19 protein-coding genes are annotated in these 22,403 nt (G+C 63.5%); 8 read left to right on the top strand and 11 right to left on the bottom strand.

Annotated features, from left to right (window positions below; genetic code table 11):
• Window positions 1-56: 56 nt before the first annotated feature.
• The 4 genes from NOX35_RS26575 to NOX35_RS26560 form a co-directional block, all read right to left on the bottom strand.
• Window positions 57-824 (bottom strand): tyrosine-protein phosphatase, encoded by a 768-nt coding sequence (locus NOX35_RS26575; protein ID WP_256495291.1) that lies wholly within the window; start codon window positions 822-824, stop codon window positions 57-59.
• A gap of 155 nt (window positions 825-979) precedes the next feature.
• Window positions 980-2,521, bottom strand: a complete 1,542-nt coding sequence (locus NOX35_RS26570; RefSeq protein ID WP_182285113.1) for a class I adenylate-forming enzyme family protein — start codon at window positions 2,519-2,521, stop codon at window positions 980-982.
• A gap of 14 nt (window positions 2,522-2,535) precedes the next feature.
• Complete coding sequence (locus NOX35_RS26565) at window positions 2,536-4,185, bottom strand: acyl-CoA dehydrogenase family protein (protein WP_256495289.1); 1,650 nt, start codon at window positions 4,183-4,185, stop codon at window positions 2,536-2,538.
• A gap of 85 nt (window positions 4,186-4,270) precedes the next feature.
• A complete protein-coding gene (locus NOX35_RS26560; RefSeq protein ID WP_182285111.1) occupies window positions 4,271-5,515 on the bottom strand; it encodes a branched-chain amino acid ABC transporter substrate-binding protein in 1,245 nt (414 codons plus the stop codon).
• 168 nt (window positions 5,516-5,683) lie between these two features.
• On the opposite strand from NOX35_RS26560, the gene NOX35_RS26555 reads away from it, so the two are divergent.
• A complete protein-coding gene (locus NOX35_RS26555) occupies window positions 5,684-6,277 on the top strand; it encodes a TetR/AcrR family transcriptional regulator (protein ID WP_182287329.1) in 594 nt (197 codons plus the stop codon).
• Window positions 6,278-6,342: 65 nt separating this feature from the next.
• Here the strand turns inward: NOX35_RS26555 and NOX35_RS26550 are convergent, their stop codons facing one another.
• A complete protein-coding gene (locus NOX35_RS26550; protein ID WP_256495287.1) occupies window positions 6,343-9,279 on the bottom strand; it encodes a DNA topoisomerase III in 2,937 nt (978 codons plus the stop codon).
• 117 nt (window positions 9,280-9,396) lie between these two features.
• On the opposite strand from NOX35_RS26550, the gene NOX35_RS26545 reads away from it, so the two are divergent.
• The 3 genes from NOX35_RS26545 to NOX35_RS26535 all read left to right on the top strand — a co-directional run bounded on the left by NOX35_RS26545 (window position 9,397) and on the right by NOX35_RS26535 (window position 11,868).
• Window positions 9,397-9,903, top strand: a complete 507-nt coding sequence (locus NOX35_RS26545; RefSeq protein WP_034351085.1) for an SET domain-containing protein — start codon at window positions 9,397-9,399, stop codon at window positions 9,901-9,903.
• A 160-nt stretch (window positions 9,904-10,063) separates the two neighbouring features.
• Window positions 10,064-10,894 (top strand): biotin--[acetyl-CoA-carboxylase] ligase, encoded by an 831-nt coding sequence (locus NOX35_RS26540; protein ID WP_256495286.1) that lies wholly within the window; start codon window positions 10,064-10,066, stop codon window positions 10,892-10,894.
• Window positions 10,895-11,058: 164 nt separating this feature from the next.
• Window positions 11,059-11,868 carry an SPOR domain-containing protein gene (locus tag NOX35_RS26535; RefSeq protein ID WP_256495285.1) on the top strand — a complete coding sequence of 270 codons (810 nt, stop codon included), beginning with the start codon at window positions 11,059-11,061 and terminating at the stop codon, window positions 11,866-11,868.
• Between the two features lie 89 nt (window positions 11,869-11,957).
• Here NOX35_RS26535 and NOX35_RS26530 read toward each other — a convergent pair whose 3' ends face one another.
• The 4 genes from NOX35_RS26530 to NOX35_RS26515 form a co-directional block, all read right to left on the bottom strand.
• Window positions 11,958-12,935, bottom strand: a complete 978-nt coding sequence (locus NOX35_RS26530; RefSeq protein ID WP_256495284.1) for a tripartite tricarboxylate transporter substrate binding protein BugE — start codon at window positions 12,933-12,935, stop codon at window positions 11,958-11,960.
• Between the two features lie 220 nt (window positions 12,936-13,155).
• The gene (locus tag NOX35_RS26525; protein ID WP_256495283.1) at window positions 13,156-14,598 is read right to left on the bottom strand and encodes a sensor histidine kinase; all 1,443 of its coding nucleotides are present in this window, start codon (window positions 14,596-14,598) and stop codon (window positions 13,156-13,158) included.
• Window positions 14,599-14,707: 109 nt separating this feature from the next.
• Window positions 14,708-15,385, bottom strand: a complete 678-nt coding sequence (locus NOX35_RS26520; RefSeq protein WP_003064757.1) for a response regulator transcription factor — start codon at window positions 15,383-15,385, stop codon at window positions 14,708-14,710.
• 109 nt (window positions 15,386-15,494) lie between these two features.
• A complete protein-coding gene (locus NOX35_RS26515; protein WP_256495282.1) occupies window positions 15,495-15,986 on the bottom strand; it encodes a MarR family winged helix-turn-helix transcriptional regulator in 492 nt (163 codons plus the stop codon).
• Between the two features lie 138 nt (window positions 15,987-16,124).
• Between NOX35_RS26515 and recA the strand changes: the two genes are divergently transcribed.
• From recA to NOX35_RS26500, 3 genes are all read left to right on the top strand, one after another.
• Window positions 16,125-17,234 carry a recombinase RecA gene (gene recA, locus NOX35_RS26510; protein WP_256495281.1) on the top strand — a complete coding sequence of 370 codons (1,110 nt, stop codon included), beginning with the start codon at window positions 16,125-16,127 and terminating at the stop codon, window positions 17,232-17,234.
• 181 nt (window positions 17,235-17,415) lie between these two features.
• Window positions 17,416-17,892 carry a recombination regulator RecX gene (recX, locus tag NOX35_RS26505; protein ID WP_256495280.1) on the top strand — a complete coding sequence of 159 codons (477 nt, stop codon included), beginning with the start codon at window positions 17,416-17,418 and terminating at the stop codon, window positions 17,890-17,892.
• Between the two features lie 51 nt (window positions 17,893-17,943).
• The gene (locus tag NOX35_RS26500) at window positions 17,944-18,678 is read left to right on the top strand and encodes a hypothetical protein (protein ID WP_256495279.1); all 735 of its coding nucleotides are present in this window, start codon (window positions 17,944-17,946) and stop codon (window positions 18,676-18,678) included.
• A gap of 25 nt (window positions 18,679-18,703) precedes the next feature.
• Here the strand turns inward: NOX35_RS26500 and yddG are convergent, their stop codons facing one another.
• Window positions 18,704-19,624: an aromatic amino acid DMT transporter YddG gene (gene yddG, locus NOX35_RS26495; RefSeq protein WP_256495278.1), complete on the bottom strand. Its 921-nt coding sequence runs from the start codon at window positions 19,622-19,624 to the stop codon at window positions 18,704-18,706.
• A gap of 200 nt (window positions 19,625-19,824) precedes the next feature.
• On the bottom strand, window positions 19,825-20,757 hold the full coding sequence (argC, locus tag NOX35_RS26490) for an N-acetyl-gamma-glutamyl-phosphate reductase (protein ID WP_039050365.1): 933 nt from the start codon (window positions 20,755-20,757) through the stop codon (window positions 19,825-19,827).
• A gap of 472 nt (window positions 20,758-21,229) precedes the next feature.
• Here argC and sucC point away from each other — a divergent pair, with 472 nt between their 5' ends.
• A complete protein-coding gene (gene sucC / locus NOX35_RS26485; RefSeq protein ID WP_003064741.1) occupies window positions 21,230-22,390 on the top strand; it encodes an ADP-forming succinate--CoA ligase subunit beta in 1,161 nt (386 codons plus the stop codon).
• The last annotated feature ends 13 nt before the right edge of the window (window positions 22,391-22,403 follow it).

Below are 22,403 nucleotides of genomic sequence, written 5' to 3'. Positions count from 1 at the left end.
TGCCTGAAATTGGGTTAAACCTATACAGGGAAAGCGTTTGCAGCTATCAAAGTTGATCAGGTCTCCAGATACAGCTTGGCCAGCCGCTCGCGCGCGGCGCCATCCACACCCAGCACCTGGCTCAGATAGCGGTCCACGCTCCCATGCTGGGCACGCACCACATCGACCGAGGCCATCAGGTAGGACGGCTGCACGCGCCACAGCGCATCCAGTGCCTCTTCGGACAGCTGGCCGTACATCTGGGCCGGGCGTTTGAAGTACTGATTGGTCAGCAGATAGTCTTCCATGATCTGCTCCTCGTCCACGCCCAGGGCCGTCAGCAGCAGGGCTGCGGCCCAGCCTGTGCGGTCCTTGCCGGCCGTGCAGTGAAAGACCAGCGGTGCATCGCTGAGCTGCAGCAGCGCGAGGAACTGTGCAAAGCGATTGCCGTACACGTTCACAAAGCTGCGATAGGTGTCATGCATCAGCTCCTCGGTATCGCGGCTGCTGAGGTTGCGGCCCTGCTCCATCATGGACTGGGCGCGCTGCACTACCGTGGGCTCGACGACCAGGGCATGGCGCTCGATCCTGGGCCAGTCATAGGAAAGATGCGCGCTTTCGCCTTCGCCGCGAAAGTCCGCGCTGCGGTGGATGCCCAGCTTTTGCAGCTGTTCCAGGTCCTGCTGCGTCAGATGCGCCAGATGGGCAGAGCGGTACAGCTTGCCCCATTGCAGGCGGCGGCCGTCCAGGCCCCGATATCCGCCCAGATCACGGAAATTGGAGGCTCCCGAGAGGGAGACTTGGCGCGCCGGGCGCTCCGTCAGCAGGTCGTGGTTCAGTTGCATATCACTGCTTATAGCGGATTGCAAAGACCCGTCCATGTCATCCGTGTTACCCGGGCGCGGCACCAGGAGCGTCGGCCCGGACGGAAAGCGCCGCATGCCCGGGACATGCGGCGCCGAACCTGCACTAGAGCCGTCTTGCGACAGTGTCTTGGCACTCAATGGCCGCTCGCACTGCCTCGCAGCATATGCTTGAGCAGCTTGCCGGTCGCGGTGCGCGGCAGCGTGTCACGGAACTCGAAGATGCGCGGAATCTTGTAGCGCGCCAGCTGCGGGGCCATGAACTCGCGCAGGGCCTCCTGCTCCAGCAACTTGCCGGGCTTGAGGGTCAGCACCGCCACCACGGTCTCGCCCCATTCGGGATGAGGGCGGCCGATGACGGCCACGTCCTGCACATCGGGGTGGGCGCAGAGCACGTCTTCCACCTCCTTGGAGTAGACGTTCTCGCCACCCGTAACGATCATGTCCTTGAGCCTGTCCACGATGTAGAGATAGCCGTCCGCATCCCTGCGCGCCAGGTCGCCGCTGCGATACCAGCCCTGGTCGTCCAGCACGGCGGCCGTGGCCTCAGGGCTGTCCAGATAGCCCTGCATCATGGCCGCGGAGCGCAGGCAGATCTCGCCCACCTCGTCGGGGCCGCACAGGCTGCCATCCAGGCGGCGCAGTTCCAGTTCCACGCCGGGTATGGTGCTGCGACCGATGGAGCCCGGCTTGGTCAAGGCTTCTTCGGGATAGAGCATGCTGCCCAGCGGGCCGGATTCGGTCATGCCATAGACTTGCATGAAGCGGTCGCTGCGATAGGCCTGGGCCAGCTTGCGAACCATCTCCGCGCCCAAGGGGCCGCCGCCATAGGTCCACAGTCGAATGGCGCTGAAGTCGTAGCTGGCCACATCCGGCACCACGGCCAGCGGGGCCAGAAAGGCGATCGGTGCGCCGAAGGTGAAGCTGATGCGCTCGCGCTGCAGCGTCTCCAGAAACTCCCTGGGCGCGTATTCGCGCATCAGCACGGCGGTGCCGCCCATGAGCAAGGTGCCCAGAAACCAGTTGTTCAGTGGCGACGAGTGCCAGATGGGCATGGCGATCAGCGTGCGCTCCATGGGCGACAGCGAGGTGGCGGCGGCCGTGCACAGGGCTGCGTGGAAGACATTGGCGTGGCTGTGCAGGCAGCCCTTGGGCTGGCCCGTGGTGCCCGAGGTATAGAGGATTTCGGCCAGCGTTTCCGGTGCCGGATGGCCATGCTCGTCGTAGCAGGGGGTGGCCTGCGCCAGCAGCTCATCGAAGCAGTCCACGCCTTCGGCGGCAGAAGCCGTGCTCAGCCAGCGCAGTTCTGCCTCCGGCTGCAGTTCGGCCTGTACCGTTGCGATCAGCGATGCGCGCGCTCCATCCACAATGCACAGCCGTGCGCCTGAGTGGCGCAGTATGTATGCAACTTCCGGGGCCTGCAGCTTGTGGTTGATGGGCACGACGGCGGCACCCAGCCGCCAGGCGCCGAATAGTGCGAATGCAAAGCCCGGGGTGTTGAAGCACAGCAGACCTAGCTTGTCGCCCTGGCGCACGCCTTGCGCGCGGAGCACGGCAGCGGCGCGATGGCTGGCCTCGGCCAGTGCGGCATAGCTCCAGTCCTGGCCGTCGGCGCGCAGGGCCAGTTTTTCGGGGCGCGTGCGCGCCTGCTGGTCGAGCAGGGAAATGAAATTCATCATGGCTGGCGTCCTCCTCAGCCGGTCCAGGCATTGCGCAGCAGGGCGGCCGGGTCGTTGCTGCCGCAGGCAACACCTGCCACCGGACCCCAGTCCGGGTCGAAGCGGCTGCCGAGAAAGGCCGCAGCACTGTCGCTGCTTGCATGCTGCAGCATCAGCGTGGCTTGCACCGTGATGGCCAGGCGCTGGGTGAAGCGGCGAGCCTCGCGCTCCAGCTCCTGCGGAGGCAGGGTGACGGCCTGGCGCAGCTTGTCCACCTGCGCACGCAGCACGGCCTCTTCTGAACCGACTTCACGCAGATGGTCCAGCAGCAGATGGGCGTCTTCCGGGTTGCGGGCAATGGCGCGCAGCACATCCAGGCACATGACGTTGCCCGAGCCCTCCCAGATGGAGTTGACGGGGGCCTCGCGGAACAAGCGCCCCATGGGGCCGGTCTCCACATAGCCGTTGCCGCCGAAGACTTCCATGGCTTCGCCGGTGTAGCCCACGGCACGCTTGCAGTTCCAGAACTTGGCGGCAGGCGTGACGATGCGGCGCCAGGCCTGATCCAGGGCGTCTTCGGAGCCAAAGCGTGCAGCCAGATCCATGGCCAGCCAGGTGGCAGCTTCGGATTCCAGTGCCATGTCGGCGAGCAGGCCGGTCATCACCGGCTGTTCGGCCAGCGGCAGGCCGAAGGCATGGCGGTTGCGCGTGTAGTGCAGGGCCTGCACCAGTGCCTGGCGCATGAAGCCGGCACTGGACAGCGCGCAGTCCAGACGGGTGTAGGTGGCCATTTCGATGATGGTGGAAATGCCCCGCCCTTCCTGGCCGATGAGCACGCCCCAGGCGTTGTCGAACTCCACTTCGCTGCTGCTGTTGGAGCGGTTGCCCACCTTGTCCTTGAGGCGCTGGATGTGAATGGCGTTCTTGCTGCCGTCGGGCCGCCAGCGCGGCGCGAAAAAGCAGGTGGGACCGCGTTCCTCGGTCTTGGCCAGCACCAGATGTCCGTCGCACATGGGGGCCGAGAAGAACCATTTGTGGCCGGTGATCAGGTATTCCTCGCCCCAGGGACCGCTGCTGCCCGATGGATTCAAGGCCACGGCACGCGTGGTGTTGCTGCGCACATCGCTGCCGCCCTGGCGCTCCGTCATGCCCATGCCCACGGTGATGGAACGCTTGCCCTCTGCGGGAATGTCGCGCGCGTCGTAATCGGTGGATTCCAGCAGCGGCCCCAGCACCGCATTGAGCTGGGGGTTGATACGCACCAGCGGAATGCTGGCCTTGGTCATGGTGGTCGGGCAACCCGAGCCGGACTCGATCTGGCTGTGCATGAACAGCGATGCACCATAGGCTGGCCAGGCCGTCTGCCGCTGGTCGGTGAAGGGCAGGTTGGAGATGCCGTTGCGCCGTGCAATCGTCATCATCTGGTGCCATGCGGGGTGAAAGCGCACCTGGTCGATACGGTCGCCCGAGGGCGAATGCGTGTGCAGCTCGGGCTCGAAGTGGTTGGCTTCTTCTGCGGCGCGCAGCGTGGCTTCGGCGCCATATTCCGCGCCCTGGCGTTGCAGCTCCGGGTCGCGCCACTGTGCGCCGCCGCGTGTCACGGCACGCTGCAGCACCGGGTCGCTGGTGTAGACGTTGTAGTCCTTGAGCTCCGGAGCCTGGTTATGGGGATGGATGCCAGTCATGATGTCTCCTCCTTCTGAGGTGGGTGGCCCTGTCCGCAGAGGGGCTCAGGGCGTTGTGATTGCTGGGGTACGCCAGGCAGGCGGTTCAGGAGGGCCGCTTCATGGTGCAGCTGGTGTCCAGGCTGGATGCCTGTGCGGAAACCGTGCTGACGGGCTTCCATCCCAGGCCCGTTCCTTCCTGGTCATGCACCACCGTCTTGCCGTCCACTTTTTCCCAGCTCAGCACATGGATGGGTTGCTGGGCCTGGTGGTCGCTCTTGCGCATTTCCACGGGGCCGTTGAGGCCTTCGAAGCGCATGCCCGACATCCTGGCCGCCACGGCGGCAGGTTCCACGGACTTGGCCTCGCGCATGGCCTGGGCCAGCATCAGCATGGCGTTGTGGCCCAGGCCGTTGATGAAGTCCTCGTTGAACTGGCGCTTGAAGCCCGGCAGCAGCGGGCTGCTCATCAGCGGCTCAGAGTTGGGGCTGAAGGCCGAGATCAGCTTGACCCGGCCCTGTCCAGCTGCACCCATGGCGCTGGGCACGCCGAAGTTGTTGCCGTTGAGGGTGTAGAAGTCCGCGCTCAGACCCGCTTCGCGAGCAGCCCGCACGATCAGCGCCAGATCGGCGCCGAAGTCCGCAGTGATGACGGCATCGGCCCCGGATTGCTTGATCTTGGCGATATAGGGGGAGTAATCCTTGACCTGGCCCAGCGGGTGGAGGTCATCGCCCACGATCTTCAGGTCGGGGCGCTTGGCCGCCAGCATGCTGCGTGCGGCGCGCGAGACTTCCTGGCCATAGGCATAGTTGGGGTTGAGCAGAAAGACCTGCTTCACCTGCTTTTGCCCGGCCAGATAGGAGGTCAGCGCGGCCACCTTCATGTCCGAATTCGCATCGGTGCGGAAGTGCCAGTAGCTGCACCTGGCATTGGTCATCTGCGGTGCCTGGGCCGCATAGTTCAGGTAGATGATTTCCTTGCCGGGGTTGCGACCGTTGTGCTTTTCGATGGCTTCCTGCAGTGCCAGGCCCACGGCCGAGGAGCTGGCACCCTGCACCACATAGCGGATGTTCTGTCCGATGATGGAGTTGAGCAGGCTCAGCGCCTCCTGTGCGGAGAGGCGGTTGTCGAAGGGCACGATCTCGAACTTCACGGCACCGGCCCAGCCTTGCTCGTTGGCAAGCTTGGCGCTGTACTGGAAGCTCTTGAGTATATTCAGGCCCAATCCCGCCATGGGGCCGCTCATGGTATCCAGCGAGGCAATCTTCACTGTCGTGGCCGGCTGCGCGTGAACGAGTGATGCGCAGGCCAGAACCACTGCCGCCAGGGGAGTGGTAATACGAGGGTGCATGCTTGTCTCCGTCCTCTCATAAGGATTTTTTATTCGCCAGGCCGCAATGCACAATGGCATCGAGGTACCTGTCAAAAATTCTAGGAAACCGTGCAAAAAAGGTGTTCGGATTTGGCCAGCATGAAACCACGCACTCCTTCCACCGCGACAGCAGGGCGTCGCCGCCCTTTGCAGTCCCGCGCGCGGCAGACGTTTCAGGCCCTGCAGGACGCCTTTGTTCGGCTTTTGCTTGAGCGCAGTTACGCGGAAATCACCGTGCGCGAGATCGTCCTGGTGGCGGGCACAGGGCTGGGCAGCTTCTACGAGTATTTCTCGGGCAAGGAAGATCTGGCCAAGGTCTGCCTGCATCTGCGCTCCAAGTCGCTGCTGCTGGGCATTCGCGGCGTGACCGGCAGTCATTCGGGCCAGCCGCTGATGCAGATTGCCGAGGCGGTGATCGAGTCACAGTTGCAGGCGCACCGCGAGCGGGCAGATGAATGGGGTGCCCACTATCTGCTGGAGCGTCACTACTCCACTTCCGAGGCCTATCGCAAGATGTTCGAGCGCTGTGTGGATGCCTGGGCCGCAGCCATAGAGCAGGCCGTCGATCTGCCCCCGGACTACCCGGTGCGCGATGCTGCACGGGTGAGCCAGTGCATTCTGTACGGCCTGTTCAATCACAGCTATCTGGCCGCCGATGCACCGCCGGATCTGGACTTGCTGCGCCAGCGCGCCAACACGGCCATATATGGCTATCTGAACGCCTTGCGCTGCGCTGCCTGAAATGAAAAAGACCGCCAGCGGCAAGCCGTGGCGGTCTCTGTGTGTCAGCTTGGCAGGGCTGGCGATCAGCTCACATGCTTGCCCACGATGCCGGCCAGCTCGAACATGCTGATCTGCTCCTTGCCGAACACCGGCTTGAGCTTGGCGTCGGCGTTGATGGCGCGCTTGTCCTTGGCATCCTGCAGGCCGTTGGCCTTGATGTAGTGCCAGAGCTTCTTGATCACGTCGGGGCGCGAGGTCGGCTCGCTGCCGATCACGGCGGCCAGGTCGGCGCTGGGCTTGAGCGTGGCGCTCACGGTGCGGGGCTTCTTCACCGCAGCGGTCTTGGTCGTCGCCTTGGTCGCTGTCTTGGCGGCGGTCTTCTTGGCTGCCGTGCCTGTCTTCTTGGCGGCAGCCGTCGTGGTCTTGGCCGCTGCAGCGCCAGCCGTCTTGCGCGCCGGGTATTTGCCTTCGCGCTGCTCGAACTCGAAGTTCACCTTGCCCGCTGCGCCATCCCAGACCAGGAAGGCCTTGAAGTTGCGGCGCGTGCGGTTGGAGACGAACTTCTCCAGCAGATCGGTCTTGCCGGTCTGCAGCAGCTTGCTCATCTGCTCGCGCTCTATGGGCTGCTGCAGAATGATCTGGCCGCTCTTGAAGTCACAGCTGGGCGTGGTCTGGGCCAGCGTGGGCACGGCCTTGGAGCAGACATAGTTGGCGCCATGTTCGAACACGGGCGAGCCGCACTTGGGGCAGGGGCCCAGGCTTTGCTGGTGGGCAAAGTCCACGATCTCGCCCGTGTCCTCGGAGTCCTTGTCGTCGCCGAAGTCGAATTCCAGCTTGAAGTTGCTGTTTTCCTCGTCACGCACGATGGCGACCTCGGCCACAAACGGCCAGCCGGCCTTGGAGCGGAAGCCTTCCAGCGGGCCGATACGGCGCTCGCGCAGCAGTTGCTCGGCCTCGGCCGTCTCGAAGGTGCGGCCGGCCGGCGATTTGGTGAACGAGAAGCCGCAGCCTTCGCTGGCACCATTGGCGCCTGTGCAGGCATAGCGGCGGTAGTTTTCCTTGACCACGCCGCCGCAGTTGGGGCAGGGTGTGGAAAGCGTCGCGTAGTCGCCGGGAATGGTGTCGCGGTCGTATTCCTTGGCCTTCTTGACCAGCTTCTCGGTCATGGCCTGGATCTGCTGCATGAAGGCTTCGCGCGAGAGCTGGCCTTTTTCCATCTGCGACAGCTTGAATTCCCATTCGCCGGTCAGGTCGGCACGGCACAGCTCCTCGACTTCCAGGCCGCGCAGCAGCGTCATCAGCTGGAAGGCCTTGGCCGTGGGGATCAGCTCGCGGCCTTCGCGCAGCATGTACTTTTCCGTCAGCAGGCCTTCAATGATGGCCGCGCGCGTGGCTGGCGTGCCCAGGCCTTTTTCCTGCATGGCTTCGCGCAGCTCGTCGTCGTCGATCTGCTTGCCGGCGCCTTCCATGGCTCCCAGCAGCGTGGCTTCGGAGTAGCGTGCCGGCGGCTTGGTCTTGAGGCCCTTGACATCGGCGTGGTGGGTGCGCGGCTGCTCGCCGGGCTGCACGGCCACCAGGGGCTGGCCCTTGTCGCCTTCCTTGGCGTCCTCCACCTCGTTGGCGGCTTCCTTGCCGTAGATGGCCAGCCAGCCCGGCTTGACCAGCACCTTGCCCTCGGTCTTGAAGCTGTGCTGCTCCACCTTGCTGATGCGCGTGGTGACCTGGTATTCGGCGCTGGGGAAGAACACGGCCATGAAGCGGCGCACGACCAGGTCGTACAGCTTCTGTTCGGCTTCCGACAGGCCGGAGGGGGCCTGGGTGGTCGGGATGATGGCAAAGTGATCCGACACCTTGCTGTTGTCGAACACGCGCTTGGTGGGGCGGATGTAGTTGTCGTTGATGGCCTGCTGGGCAAACGGCGCCAGATGGCGCATGCCGCTGGTGGCCAGCATGTCGAAGGTCTGCTTGGCGACGGGCAGATAATCCTCGGGCAGGGCGCGCGAGTCGGTACGCGGGTAGGTCAGGGCCTTGTGACGTTCGTACAGGCTTTGCGCCAGCGCCAGCGTGGTCTTGGCCGAGAAGCCGAACTTGCCGTTGGCCTCGCGCTGCAGGCTGGTCAGGTCGAAAAGCAGGGGCGATGCCTGCGTGGTGGGCTTGCTTTCCTCGGTGACGGTGGCCGGCTTGCCCTGGACGGCTGCGGCAATCGCTTCGGCCTCGGCCTTGTTCCACAGGCGGTCGGCCTTGGCCTCGGCATCGTCCGATTTCTTCCACTGCGGGTTGAACCACTTGCCCAGGTACTGGCCGGCCTGGGCGTCGAAAGTGCCGTGCACTTCCCAATAGTCGCGGCTGACGAATTTGCGGATCTTTTCCTCACGCTCCACCACCAGGGACAGGGTGGGCGTCTGCACGCGGCCCACGGTGGTCAGGAAGAAGCCGCCGTCGCGCGAGTTGAAGGCCGTCATGGCGCGCGTGCCGTTGATGCCCACCAGCCAGTCGGCTTCGGAGCGGCTGCGCGCGGCGCTGGCCAGGCCTTGCATCTGCTGGTCGCTGCGCAGATTGTTGAAGCCGTCGCGAATCGCCTGCGGCGTCATGGACTGCAGCCACAGGCGCTTGACGGGTTTGCCCAGGCCCCCTTTGGCGCCGCCCGCGTATTGCTCGATCAGGCGGAAGATCAGCTCCCCCTCGCGGCCCGCGTCACAGGCGTTGATGAGTTCGGTCACATCCTTGCGCTTGGCCTGCTTGACCACGGCGTTCAGGCGGGTCTTGGTCTTGTCCACGGGCTTGAGGTCGAAGCGCGGGGGAATGACCGGCAGATTGGCAAAACTCCATTTGCCGCGCTTGACGTCGAATTCTTCGGGCGCCTGAATCTCCACCAGGTGGCCGACCGCACTGGTCACCACATAGCTGTCGGATTCGAAATAGTCATCGTGTTTTTCGAACTTGCCTGCCACCGGGGTCAGCGCACGGACGATGTCCTGTGCGACAGAAGGCTTCTCTGCAATCACCAGGGTTTTAGTCATTGTGTGTTCTCGTCGTCATTAACCACCTGAACCCGAATCAAAACTCAGGCTCATACAATTCGCTTCTCACGCGCGCGCATGCGCACATGTGTGCATATTCAAAGTATCAGAGAAAACATGCCCCGCACATCACTGGCCTCTTCAACCGGCCGCCGCATCCAGACCCGGCGCTCCGGCGTTCATGGCAAAGGCGTTTTCGCCGCGCAGGATATTGCGGAAGGCGAAACCATTATTGAGTACGTGGGTGAAGTGATTGACTGGCAGGAGGCGCAGGATCGTCATCCGCATGATCCCAGCCAGCCCAATCACACTTTTTACTTTCAGGTCGACGATGAGCGGGTGATAGATGCCACGCACAAGGGCAACTCCTCGCGCTGGATCAACCACAGCTGCGCGCCCAACTGCTACACCGACGAGATCGACGGTCGCGTCTATATCGTGGCGCTGCGCAATATTGCAGCGGGCGAAGAACTGAACTACGACTACGGCCTGATGGTGGAAGAGCGCTATACGGCCAAGCTCAAGGCTGAATATGCCTGCTACTGCGGCGCTGCGAACTGCCGCGGCACCATGCTGGCGCCGAAAAGGGGCTGGAAACCTCCGATGCCTCACGGCACCCCCTGAGCGGCCTTGCCTAGGCGGCCCCGCCGCTTCCCCCTCTCTCGCTTCGCGGGAGGGGGACGATGCCATCGCTGCGGGATGGCCCTGGCTTGGCGTCTCTGGTGTGGGCCGCGTCAGTTTTTTGTCTTGCGTTGCGCCAGTTTTTAGATTTGGATAGATAGAAATGACTCAGCCGATTCACTGGAATGCCGAAGCCTTGTGGGAAGCCATTGCACCGCAGTTGCCGGGCTTCACGGTCGAGGTGCTGCCGACCATCGATTCCTCAAATACCGAAATCATGCGCCGCGCGCGCGACGGGCTGACGGATCCGGTGCTGCTGATTGCCGAGCAGCAAACCCAGGGCCGAGGCCGCCTGGGCCGAAACTGGGTCAGCGGCGTCGGTGATTCGCTGATGTTCTCGCTGGGCCTGCCGCTGGCACCGCGCGACTGGTCGGGGCTGTCATTGGCGGTGGGTGTGAGCGTGGCCGAGAGCCTGCAGCCCCAGCTTCCCGCTGCGGGGGGCGCGCCCAAGATCGGCATCAAATGGCCCAACGATCTGTGGCTGGAGGGCGACCGCAAGCTGGCCGGCATTCTGATCGAGACCGCCAGCTTTGTCGGCGGCCAGCAGCACGATATGACGGCCCCGCGCTATGTGGTGATCGGTATCGGCATCAATGTTCGCCCCCGTCCCGGTGACGGCATGCGCACGGCCCCGGCCTGCCTGCAGGAGCTCGATGCCGCACTGGACGCGCCCACGGCCCTGGCCTGCATATTGCCCAATCTGGTGGCCGAGGTGCAGAGCTTTGCCCTGCATGGCTTTGCTCCGCTGATGCAGCGCTTTGCCCAGCGCGATCTGCTGGCCGGACGCGAGGTGAATCTGAGCGACGGCACGAGCGGCATGGCTCAGGGTGTGGCTGCCGATGGCGGCTTTCTGGTGCGTACCGCGACCGGGCTGCAAGCCGTGACCAGTTCTGAAATCAGCGTGCGTCCGGCTGGCAGCCCGCTGCAGGCTTGAAATGAAGCACCTCCTGAGGCGCTTTGCGCCTTCCTCCTCTCTCTACGCGCTGCGCGCCAGGGGAGAAGGACGCAGCCCTCGCTGCGGGGCGGCGGGGCCGCCCAGGACCTTGCCCGGCTGCCCGCGAGCGGCTGCAGCCCATGGATAACTGATGTGAGAAACCTATGCTGAGAATCGTTTTTCTGCTCTTGCTGCTGGGCAACGCGGGTTACTACATGTGGAGCCACGGCTATCTGGCCGGCATGGGGCTGGCACCGGAGTTGCAGTCCGAGCCGCAGCGCCTTCAGGAGCAGATCAGGCCGGATTCCCTGGTGCTGCAACAGCCCGAAGCGGCACAAGCTCCGGCCACCGAACCCGCAAAGACGGCGGAGCCGGAGCCCGAAGCGCCTGCCGTGGACGACAGCGCACCGCCTGCTGCTCCCGAAAGCAAGTCGGATGGCAAACCCGAGGCTGTCACTGCCGCGGCCAGGGAAAGCAAGGACGGCAAGGACACAAAGGATGCCAAGACAGCCATCAAGGAGCCCGAGGCCTGCTATCAGGCCTCAGGTATCGAAGAGGCGCAGGCCGACAGCATTCGCCGCGCGCTGGCGGGCAAATCCAAGAGCGATTGGGAGCTGGTGGCCAGTCATCAGGGCGGGCGCTGGATGGTCTATATGGGCAAGTTCCCCGACGCCGAATTCATGGACCGCAAGCGCGGCGAGCTGCGCCTGATGAATATCGACTTCGACCGCGCCGGCGGCAGTTTCGAGCCCGGTCTGTCGCTGGGGCGTTTTTCGACGGAAGAAGCCGCCCAGCGCCAGCTGGCCACTTTCGCGCGCCAGGGCGTGCGCACCGCGCGCGTGGTGCAGGAGCGCCCCGATGTGACGACCTATGCGTTGCGTCTGCCCAAGGCCACGCGGACCTTGCGCAACGAAGTGGCGGCGCTGGCTGGCAAGAATCTGTTGCCCAAGGCCTTGCAGGCCTGTGCCAAGTAATTTTCGTAGCTGCTATCGCAAGAAAGGCCTGCATTTGCAGGCCTTTTATATTGGAAAACCAGTTGCAACGGGCGCAACCAGCTCCTGTTTTAGTCCAGATGAATATTGGCGACAGCGGCCAGCTTCTTCATCTTGGCCACTTCGCTGGCGATCTGCTTGGTGAAGTCGGCGCTCGATGTGCCCGAGGGGTACAGGCCTTGAGCAGCCATGCGCTGCTTGACGGCGGGGTCCTTGAGTGCGGCAATGATGGCTTTTTGCACACGTTCCACTTGTGCGGCGGGCGTGTTCTTGGGGGCCACCAGGCCGAACCAGGAAGGCTCGTTCAGATCGGGGTGACCGGCCTGCGCATAGGTCTGCACATCGGGCAGCACGTCCAGGCGTTCATGCCAGGACACGGCCAGGGCGCGCACCTTGCCCGACTTGATATGGGGCAGGGACGAGTTCACCTGGTCGAAGTAGACCGGCACCTGGTTGCCCAGCACGTCGTTGATGGCCGGTGCAGAGCCACGGTAGGGAATGTGGTGCATTTCGGTGCCCGTGCTCTTGAGGAACTGGGCGCCCCACATATGGCCGATGGTACCGTTGCCGGGGGTGGCATAGGACACCTTGCCGGGGTTGGCCTTGAGGTAGGCCACAAACTCGGCAAAAGTCTTCACGGGAATCAGCTTGGGGTTGATCACCAGCACGCCGGGAGCCTTGACGATCTCGGTCACGCCCACGAAGTCGTTGATCGCGTCGTAGGGCAGCTTCTTGAACACGGCGGGGTTCACGCCATGGGTGGACATCGTGGCGATACCGAAGGTCACGCCATCGGTGGCGCGAGCCACTTCGGCCATGCCGATGGAGCCGCCGGCACCGGCCTTGTTTTCAATCACCACGGCCTGGCCGCCCAGCAGCTTGATCAGCACGTCCTGCATGTTGCGGGGCACCATGTCGGTAGGGCCGCCAGCGGGGAAGGGCACGACGATGCGCAGAGGACGCGATGTGTCCTGCGCCATGCTCATGCCGGAGAAAGAAGAAGCGGCTGCGGCCGCAGCGGCGGTGTAGATGAATTGACGTCGTTGCATCAAAAAGCTCCCGGGATCCAGTGATTCCAAATTGTTGTCTTGCGCGGCGCAACTAGCGACTCTTCAGACAACCCATGATCGAATTGATTCTAGGGTAAGCGAGAACTTGCCAGATACGCAGTTTCCGTTACGGGAATCGGGGCAAGCGGGCGCAAAGCCAAGCCTGGCGCAGTTTTTCAGCCTTGGCTGGCACCGAATTGGTGCATTTTTAGGTTGCGCTTCACTGCTGTCCCGGCATGGCCTTGAAGCGCACGGTAAACAGCGCCCCCGGTGGGGCATGACCGGGCCTGGCATCCTGCAGCAGCACTTGCGCCCCATGCTGACGGGCGATTTCCATGACGATGGGCAGGCCCAGACCGGAGCCGTCGGCTTCGGAGCCCAGTGCCCGGTAAAAGGGCTGGAAGATCAGTTCGCGCTCGCCCAGCGGTACGCCGGGGCCGGAGTCCTCGACCTGCAGCAGCAGGATCTGGCCGAAATGATCGGCCTGCACGCGCACGGTGACCATGCCTGGCTGTTCGTTGGTCGATGGTGTGTAGTTGATGGCGTTGTCGACCAGATTGCGCACCAGCTCAGTCAGCAGCGTGGCATTGCCGTTGAGCCAGACGCCGGGCGTGCTGGCACCGGCACCCTCGTAGCCCAGGTCTATGTGCTTGTCCATGGCGCGCGGCAGGCAGTCCTGCACCACGTCGGTGACGATGCGCACGAGGTTGCAGCCCTGCATGGCGGGCACGGCGCTCTCGGCCCGTGCCAGTGCCAGCAGCTGGTTGACAGTATGCGTGGCACGCATGCTTGAGCGGCCGATCTGCGCCAGCGAGCGTTTGAGATCTTCGGTATTGGTGCCCTCGCGTTGGGCCAGGTCGGCCTGCATGCGCAGGCCTGCCAGCGGGGTCTTGAGCTGGTGGGCCGCATCGGCCAGAAAGCGTTTCTGCGTGGCGATGGAGTCGTGCAGGCGCTGCAGCAGATCGTTGACCGAATCGACCAGCGGCACCACCTCCAGCGGCACATCCTTGTGATTGATGGGCGAGAGATCTTCGGGCTTGCGCGCGCGTATGCGTTCTTCGAGCCGGTGCAGCGGCTTGATGCCGCGCGCCAGCGCCAGCCAGACCAGCAGGGCGGCCAGCGGCAGGATGACGAACTGCGGCAGCATCACGCCCTTGATGATTTCCGTGGCCAGCACGCTGCGCTTTTCGCGTGTTTCCGCGACCTGCACCAGGGCGTTGGGCTCGCCGGGCAGGGGCATGCGCACCCAGATATAGGCCACGCGCAGATCGATGCCCTTGTATTCCTCATCGCGCAGCAGCACCGAGCCGGTGGGCGTGTCCTCGTCGACGGCGGGCGGGCGGGGCAGGTCGCGCTCGCCGGCCAGATATTCGCCCCTGGTGCCGCTGACCTGGAAGAACACCGTGTCCGATTCATCGGCGCGCAGGATCTCGCTGGCCGACTGCGGCAGATTGAACTGCACCTTGCCGCGCTGAACGATGACCAGCTGGGCCAGGGCCTGGGCGTTGTACTCCAGCGCGCGATCGAAGGGCTTGTTGGCCAGACCCTGGGCCACCAGCCAGGTCAGTGCCAGGCTCACGGGCCAGAGCAGCAGCAGTGGCGTGAGCATCCAGTCGAGGATCTCGCCAAAGAGGGATCGCTGCTCACGCTGAAAGATTTTCATGCTTGTAAAACTGGCGTATTCCAACTCAGGGATGGCCAGCAAGGGCCGCCCCGCAGCAAAGGCCATCGTCCCCTCGGGGGAAGCGGCGGGGCCGCCTAGGCGCAGCCGCTCAGGGGGGAGCTATCTTTTCCAGGCAATAACCGAGGCCGCGCACGGTGGCGATGCGGATCGGGCCTTTCTCGATTTTCTTGCGCAGGCGGTGGATATAGACCTCGATGGCATTGTTGCTCACCTCCTCGCCCCATTCGCATAGACGCTCCACCAGCTGGTCCTTGCTGACCAGACGGCCTGCGCGCTGCAGCAGCACCTCCAGCAGGCCCAGCTCGCGCGCCGACAACTCCACCATCTTGCCGTCGATGGTGGCGACCCGGCCGGTCTGGTCATAGACCAGCGGGCCGTGCTTGATGGTGGAGCTGGCGCCGCCCATGCCGCGACGCGTGAGGGCGCGCACGCGCGCTTCCAGCTCGGACAGCGCAAACGGCTTGGCCATGTAGTCGTCGGCACCATAGTCCAGGCCCTGTACGCGCTCTTCGATCGAATCGGCGGCCGTGAGAATCAGCACCGGCAGCGCATCGCCGCGCCCACGCAGGCGCTTGAGCACTTCCAGGCCGTGTACCTTGGGCAGGCCCAGATCGAGAATCAGCAAATCGAATTCGCTGCTGGTCAGCAAGGCGGTATCGGCCTCGCTGCCATTGGCCACATGGCTGACGACGGCGCCCGAGCTGCGCAGCGTGCGCAGCAGGCCGTCTGCCAGCACCTGGTCGTCTTCGGCAATCAGTATGCGCATGTGTGTCTCCTGCTTGTTATGTGTGCCTGTTTGCACTTTTGCTGCCATTGTAGGGATGGCCCATGGCTGTTCGGGGCAATTCTCGACAGCCGCTTACAGGTGTCGAATCTCAGTAGCCTTCGGCATAGGCTTCCAGGCCCAGCGCGACCACGGTGGCCACATCCGCTCCCACGGCTTCACGAAACTCGGCCTCGGCCTGGCTTACGGCGTCGTGAAAAGCCTGCAACCAGGCCAGACCGGCATCGGTGAAGCGTACGCGCCTGGCGCGCGCATCATGCGGGTCGGTCTCGCGCGTGACCAGGCCCCAGGCTTCGCACTGCGTCACCAAGTCGGCCATGGCCTGTTTGGTCATACCGGCCTTGTCGGCCAGATCGGTGAGCCGGTCGCCAGCCAGCGACAGATGGCGTGTGATGTGGATATGGGCTGCCCCCACCTTGTCGCGCGCCGCCAGATTGGATAGCGCCAGCGGCACCTCCACTGCGCGCGCCATGAGCTGCAGCACGCGCGCATCGAAGCGGCGCATGGCATGGCCGAGCAAACGGCCCAGATGGGTCTGGCGCCAGGCATCGGCGGGCGGGGTGACGGGGGCTATTTCTGACATGGATAAATAGTAAGGCAAACTGACTAAATATTTAAATAAATATGCAGTATTGGCCTCTAAACTACTGTTCAAGCATCCAGCCTGAATGCAAAAACAGGACTGGCCACAGACAGTCATTCACCTACTCCGGAGCCTGATATGAACGCCATCGCCAAGACCAACGACGCCAACAGCGAAAAAGCCAAAGCCCTGGCTGCAGCCCTGGCCCAGATCGAAAAGCAGTTCGGCAAGGGCACCATCATGAAGCTCGGCGAAGGTGAAGCCATCGAAGACATTCAGGTCGTCTCCACCGGCTCTCTGGGTCTGGACATCGCTCTGGGCGTAGGTGGTCTGCCCCGTGGTCGCGTGATCGAAATCTACGGTCCCGAATCCTCGGGCAAGACCACGCTGACGCTGCAGGTCATTGCCGAGATGCAGAAGCAGGGCGGCACCTGCGCCTTTATCGACGCCGAACATGCGCTGGACACCAGCTACGCCCAGAAGCTGGGCGTGAACCTCAGCGACGTGCTGATCAGCCAGCCCGACACCGGTGAGCAGGCCCTGGAAATCTGCGACAGCCTGGTGCGCTCGGGTGCCGTGGACCTGATCGTCATCGACTCGGTGGCCGCCTTGACGCCCAAGGCCGAAATCGAAGGCGAGATGGGCGACGCCCTGCCCGGCCTGCAGGCCCGCCTGATGAGCCAGGCCCTGCGCAAGCTGACGGCCACCATCAAGAAGACCAACTGCATGGTCATCTTCATCAACCAGATCCGCATGAAGATCGGCGTGATGTTCGGTTCGCCCGAGACCACCACCGGCGGCAATGCGCTGAAGTTCTATGCCTCCGTGCGTCTGGATATCCGCCGCACCGGCACCATCAAGAAGGGCGACGAGGCCATCGGCAACGAAACCAAGGTCAAGGTCGTGAAGAACAAGGTCTCGCCCCCCTTCAAGACGGCAGAGTTCGACATTCTGTTTGGTGAAGGCATCAGCCGCGAAGGCGAGATTCTGGACATGGGCGTGAACGCCAAGATTCTGGAAAAGAGCGGTGCCTGGTATGCCTACAACGGCGAAAAAATCGGCCAGGGCCGCGACAACTCGCGTGAGTTCCTGCGCGAGAACCCCGCGCTGGCCATCGAAATCGAAAACAAGGTGCGCGATAGCCTGGGCATCAAGCTGCTGCCTGTGGAAGGTGCAGCGGCTGCCGAAGCCAAGCCTGCCAAGGGCGGCAAGGGCAAGGTGGACAAGGACGGAGTGATTGAAGGCTGATTCTTCCCTGAGGCGCTATGCGCCTTTCGCGAAAGGGGACGACATCCTCGCTGCGATGCGGCCCTTGCTTGATGTCCCTGGCTTGGTGAGCGCCAGTGTTTGAGTGCGGGCCTCATTGCTCAAAAGGTTTGCCATCTTTGCGCAGGTTCGTCCTGCGCCTTTTTGTTTCTGGAGATGTGTCGTGAGCTTTGCCAAGCTTTCACTCAAAGGCCGAGCCCTGAAGCTGCTGGGGCAGCGCGAGCATTCGCGGCTGGAGCTGCAGCGCAAGCTGGCGCCTTATGTGGAAGAGGGTGATGACCTGCAGGCCATTCTCGACGAGCTGGAAAAGCGCGGCTTCATCAGCGTGCAGCGGGTGGTGGATTCCGTCATTCACAGCAAGTCCAGTCGCTTTGGCACGGCGCGGCTGGTGCAGGAGTTGCGCAGCAAAGGGCTGGACGATGAAGTGGTGCGCAACGCGAGCGAGCAACTGCGCGATACCGAGCTGGAACGCGCCCGCGAGCTGTGGCGCAAGCGCTTTGGTACGCCGCCTGCCGATATCAAGGAAAAAGCCAAACAGCTGCGCTTCATGGCTTCGCGCGGCTTTTCTTCTGCCGTGGCATCGCGGGTTTTGCGCGAGGCTCCATACTCGGCGTTCGACGAAAGTGATGACGCGGGCTGAGAACTGCACGTAGCCGGCGACTGTTTGACTCCGTGACGGAAAGGACAATGCATGCCCTCAACTGCCTCGAATTCTGATACTCCGTCCGCATTGCGCGTGGGTCTGAGTGCCGGCAAATCGCTGCTGGGCGGCCTGATGCTGGGTGCCTTGCTAGCCCTGGTGCTGGGCTGCGGCGCGGCCGTGTTCTATTTCTCCCGCCTGATGGCCGATTCTGGCCAAGGCATTCATGCCTCGGCGCATACCGGCATCTACGGCGCCGTGATCAGCCTGCTGATGTCGCCCCCGTTGCTGGTGGCCGTGGTGCTGATCTTCATCATCCCCGCCTACCTCATGGTCGGTCTGCAGCTGGGCCGCGCCCGCGCGGCAGGCAAGCTGGTGGCGCGCTACGGCCAGGGCCTGGCCGAGCGTCTGGCGGCCATGCTGGCACAGCGCATCGAGGCCCTGCCCAGTGCCCATCAGGCCCTGCACAAGGCGGCCGACCTGCTCACCGTGGGCGCGGCGATGGAGCATCTGCAGCCCTGGGTGGGCAACGGGCGTGCCGTGCAGTTCGTGGTGCGCAGCGTGCTCAATCGCCTGCCGCTGGCCGACCTGCTCGAGGAATGGGGCCACACGCGCGCCCAGTGGGGCAGCGAAGGCGGCAAGGACGATCCGGCGCTGCGCGCCTTTCTGGGCGCCCGCATCCAGGAGATGCTGCAGGCTCTGACCGAGCCGCCCTGGACGCTGTTGTGGATCTTGCTGGCCGGGCATGCCGCCGTGCTCGGCTTGGGCATCTGGCTGACGGTCTGAGGGCCCGGGCGGGCGCGGTGCCGGCCTAATCCCGGCTGCTGCGCGTTGCCCACCAGCAGACCAGCGAACCCAGCGTTACCAGTGCCACGCCTTGCCAGAAGCTCCAGCCCGGCAGCACCTGCAGCAGGGCGCTGGCCATCAGCGCCGAGAGCACGGGCGTGAAATAGGACGCCGCAGCGAGCAGGGCCAGCTTGCCATGCTGGATGCCGTGCTCCCAGCAGCTGTAGCCCAGTGCCGTGAGCGCCCCGACCAGCAAGACCTGGCCGGCGGTCAGCCAGGTCCAGAGCATGGGCTGTGGCTCGCCCAGCATCAGCCATTTGAGCCACAGTGCGATGGCAGTCCAGGTCACGAACAGGCCTACGGCGTTGAAGCCTGCGCCATAGCGGCGCGCCAGCAGCGAGTAGGTCGGCCAGAGCAGGGCGGCCGCAAAACCCATGCCATAGGCCAGCGGGTTGCCCAGCACATGGCTCCACATGACCGGCAGGCTGAAGCTGTCGCCGCCCAGCACGCGCGCCAGACCCCACAGGCAGATCAGCACGCCTGGCCACAGCCACCAGCGAGCCGCCTGCTGGCCGCACAGCACAGCCAGCACGATGGTGAGGCTGGGCCAGAGATAGTTGATGAGCCCGATTTCCATGGCCTGGCTGCGGTCGTGGGCCAGGCCCACGGCTACGGACAGGCAGATTTCATAGACCACGAACAGCAGGCCGCAGCCCCAGAGATAGGCAGGGTGCATGCTGCGCCAGCGTGCCAGCTCGCGCCAGCCTTTGCGCCCGCGTGCTGCGGCAATGCAGATGGCGGCCATGGTGTAGAGGCAGGCCGCGCCGCCGACGGCGCCCAACGGCTCGGCCACGGCACGCATCAGGCCCACGGTGCAGCTCCAGCAGAGCACGGCCAGCAGGCCGATGAGCGTGGCACGCCGGGCGGCGGCTTCAGTGGGGTTCATGAGGATGCGCTTTTAAAACAGGAGCTCTGTGCGCAATATAGACAATGATTCGATGCATCTTCTGCATTGAACTCCTTGGCCGAAGAGCGCTGCAAGCTATTGATTTTATTGTTTGTCCGGAGCGGGGCCAAGTGCTGATCGTCGCCGCGAAGTCAATAAAAAACGGCCCTTAGGGCCGTTTCAGCAGATGCGGGGCGTGTTCAGAGACCCAGCATGATCTGCAGGTTCTGCACGGCGGCGCCGCTGGCACCCTTGCCCAGATTGTCCAGACGCGCGATCAGCACGGCCTGGCGGTATTGCTCGTTGGCAAACACGCGCAACTCCAGCTTGTTGGTATTGGCCAGGGTGTCGGCGGCCAGCTTGTTGTCGTCCGTGGGCGGCAGCACGCTGACCCAGTTGGCGCTGGTGTTGGTCTGGGCGTAATGGCTGGCCAGTGCATCGTGCAGGTCGGCGGCCTTGGGTGCGCCGGGCAGCAGATCCAGGTGCAGCGGCAGCTGCACCAGCATGCCCTGGGCAAAGTTGCTCACGGCGGGGATGAACACGGGGCGGCGGGTCATGCCGGTGTAGTGCAGGATTTCGGGAATGTGCTTGTGCGACAGGCCCAGCGCGTAGGCCTCGTAAGGGGCGGCATCACCGCCTTCATAGGCTTCGATCATGGTGCGGCCGCCGCCGGTGTAGCCGGACACGGAGGGCAGGCTCACGGGGTAGTCGGCGGGAATCAGGCCGGCAGCCACCAGCGGTGCCAGCAGGGCGATGGCGCCCGTGGCGTAGCAGCCGGGGTTGGAGACGCGGGTGGCGCTCTTCACTGCGTCGAGCTGGCCGGCACGCAGTTCTGGGAAGCCGTAGACCCAGCCTGCGGCCGTGCGATGGGCGGTGGAGGCGTCGATGATCTTGATGGCGCGGCCGGTCTCGGCGGTGATGGAGTCCACCATGGCTGCCGTTTCACGGGCGGCATCGTCATGCAGGCAGAGGATGACCAGATCCACACCGGCAATCAGAGAGCGTTTGGCAGCCGGGTCCTTGCGCAGTGCGGGGTCGATGCTGACCAGTTCCACACCTGCAAAATCGACCAGACGATCACGGATCTGCAGACCCGTGGTTCCTGCTTCTCCGTCAATAAAGACTTTTGCCATTGCATTTTCTCCTGCACCGGCGCGCGCATTTCTTGGTTTCTATGCCGCTGCCTGCGGCACCATTGCCGCTTTCCGAGCGGTGATTGTCCTTGAATCTCGTCAGGGATGTGCACTGCCTGTCTTTTAGGCAAGTCCTGCGCGAATGGCCCAGTAGACGTAGCAGCTATTCGCGGTTGTCAGCACATTGCCAGCCGCTGCTTCAATGTCCTTAACTCGTATATAAGACATAAGAAAGTTGCGGGAAGAAAAGATATCGTGTAGGAATAATTTCCCTAAAGAATTCAAGGCATTGCAGCTGTTTCAGGAACACGACAAAGTTGCGTGAAATTGTGGATTCTGCGCATGTTCAGGTGTCGTTTTGCGCGGTGCAGCATGGTACATTCCTGCTCGCCATGTCATATGAACCCGATGGCCAGGCTCCCCCGAGTCGGTGGCAAGCGGGTATTTCCCCTCAGTTCAGAGAGACAAAGTCATGAAGATTCATGAATACCAAGGCAAGGAAATCTTGCGCCAATTTGGTGTGCCCGTTCCCCGTGGCATTCCTGCGTTTACCGTGCAAGAGGCTGTTGAAGCAGCCCAGAAGCTGGGTGGACCCGTGTGGGTGGTGAAGGCCCAGATCCACGCTGGTGGCCGCGGCAAGGGCGGCGGCGTGAAGGTTGCCAAGTCCATCGAGGACGTGCAAAAGCTGTCCGAGCAGATCCTGGGCATGCAACTGGTGACTCACCAGACCGGCCCTGAAGGTCAGAAGGTTCGCCGCCTGTACATCGAAGACGGCGCCGACATCAAGAACGAACTGTATGTGTCGCTGGTGACTGACCGTGCCACGCAGAAGGTTGCCCTGATCGCTTCCAGCGAAGGCGGCATGGACATCGAGGAAGTGGCTCACTCCACTCCCGAAAAGATCATCACCGAGATGATCGACCCCCTGACCGGCATCACCGAAGCGCAATCGCGCAAGGTGGCAGCTGCCATCGGTCTGGAAGGCAAGTCCGTGGACCAGGCCGTGGATCTGTTCGCCAAGATCTACAAGTGCTATATGGACACCGACGCGTCGCTGGTGGAAATCAACCCCCTGAACTGCGACTCCAAGGGCGACCTGATGGCCCTGGACGCCAAGTTCAACTTTGACCCCAACGCCCTGTTCCGTCACCCCGAAATCGTGGCCTTCCGCGATCTGGACGAAGAAGACGCTGCCGAAATCGAAGCCTCCAAGTTCGATCTGGCCTACATCTCCCTGGACGGCAACATCGGCTGCCTGGTGAACGGCGCCGGTCTGGCCATGGCCACCATGGACACCATCAAGCTGTTCGGCGGCGAACCTGCCAACTTCCTGGACGTGGGCGGCGGCGCTACGGCCGAGAAGGTGACCGAAGCCTTCAAGATCATGCTCAAGAACCCTGAAGTCAAGGGTATTCTGGTCAATATCTTCGGCGGCATCATGAAGTGCGACACCATCGCCACCGGCGTGGTCACTGCCTGCAAGGCCGTGAACCTGAGCGTGCCTCTGGTCGTGCGCATGAAGGGCACCAACGAAGAACTGGGCAAGCAAATCCTCAAGGATTCCGGCCTGCCCATCATCGCTGCCGACACCATGGCTGAAGCAGCGACCAAGATCGTTGCTGCCGTTAAGTAATACGCCCCGGAGA

It is taken from the genome of Comamonas sp. C11 (assembly GCF_024496285.1).
GTDB classification, from domain to species: domain Bacteria; phylum Pseudomonadota; class Gammaproteobacteria; order Burkholderiales; family Burkholderiaceae_C; genus Comamonas; species Comamonas testosteroni_F.
Note: the sequence above shows the minus strand (reverse complement) of the source record. Positions and strands in the feature narration are given on the sequence as shown.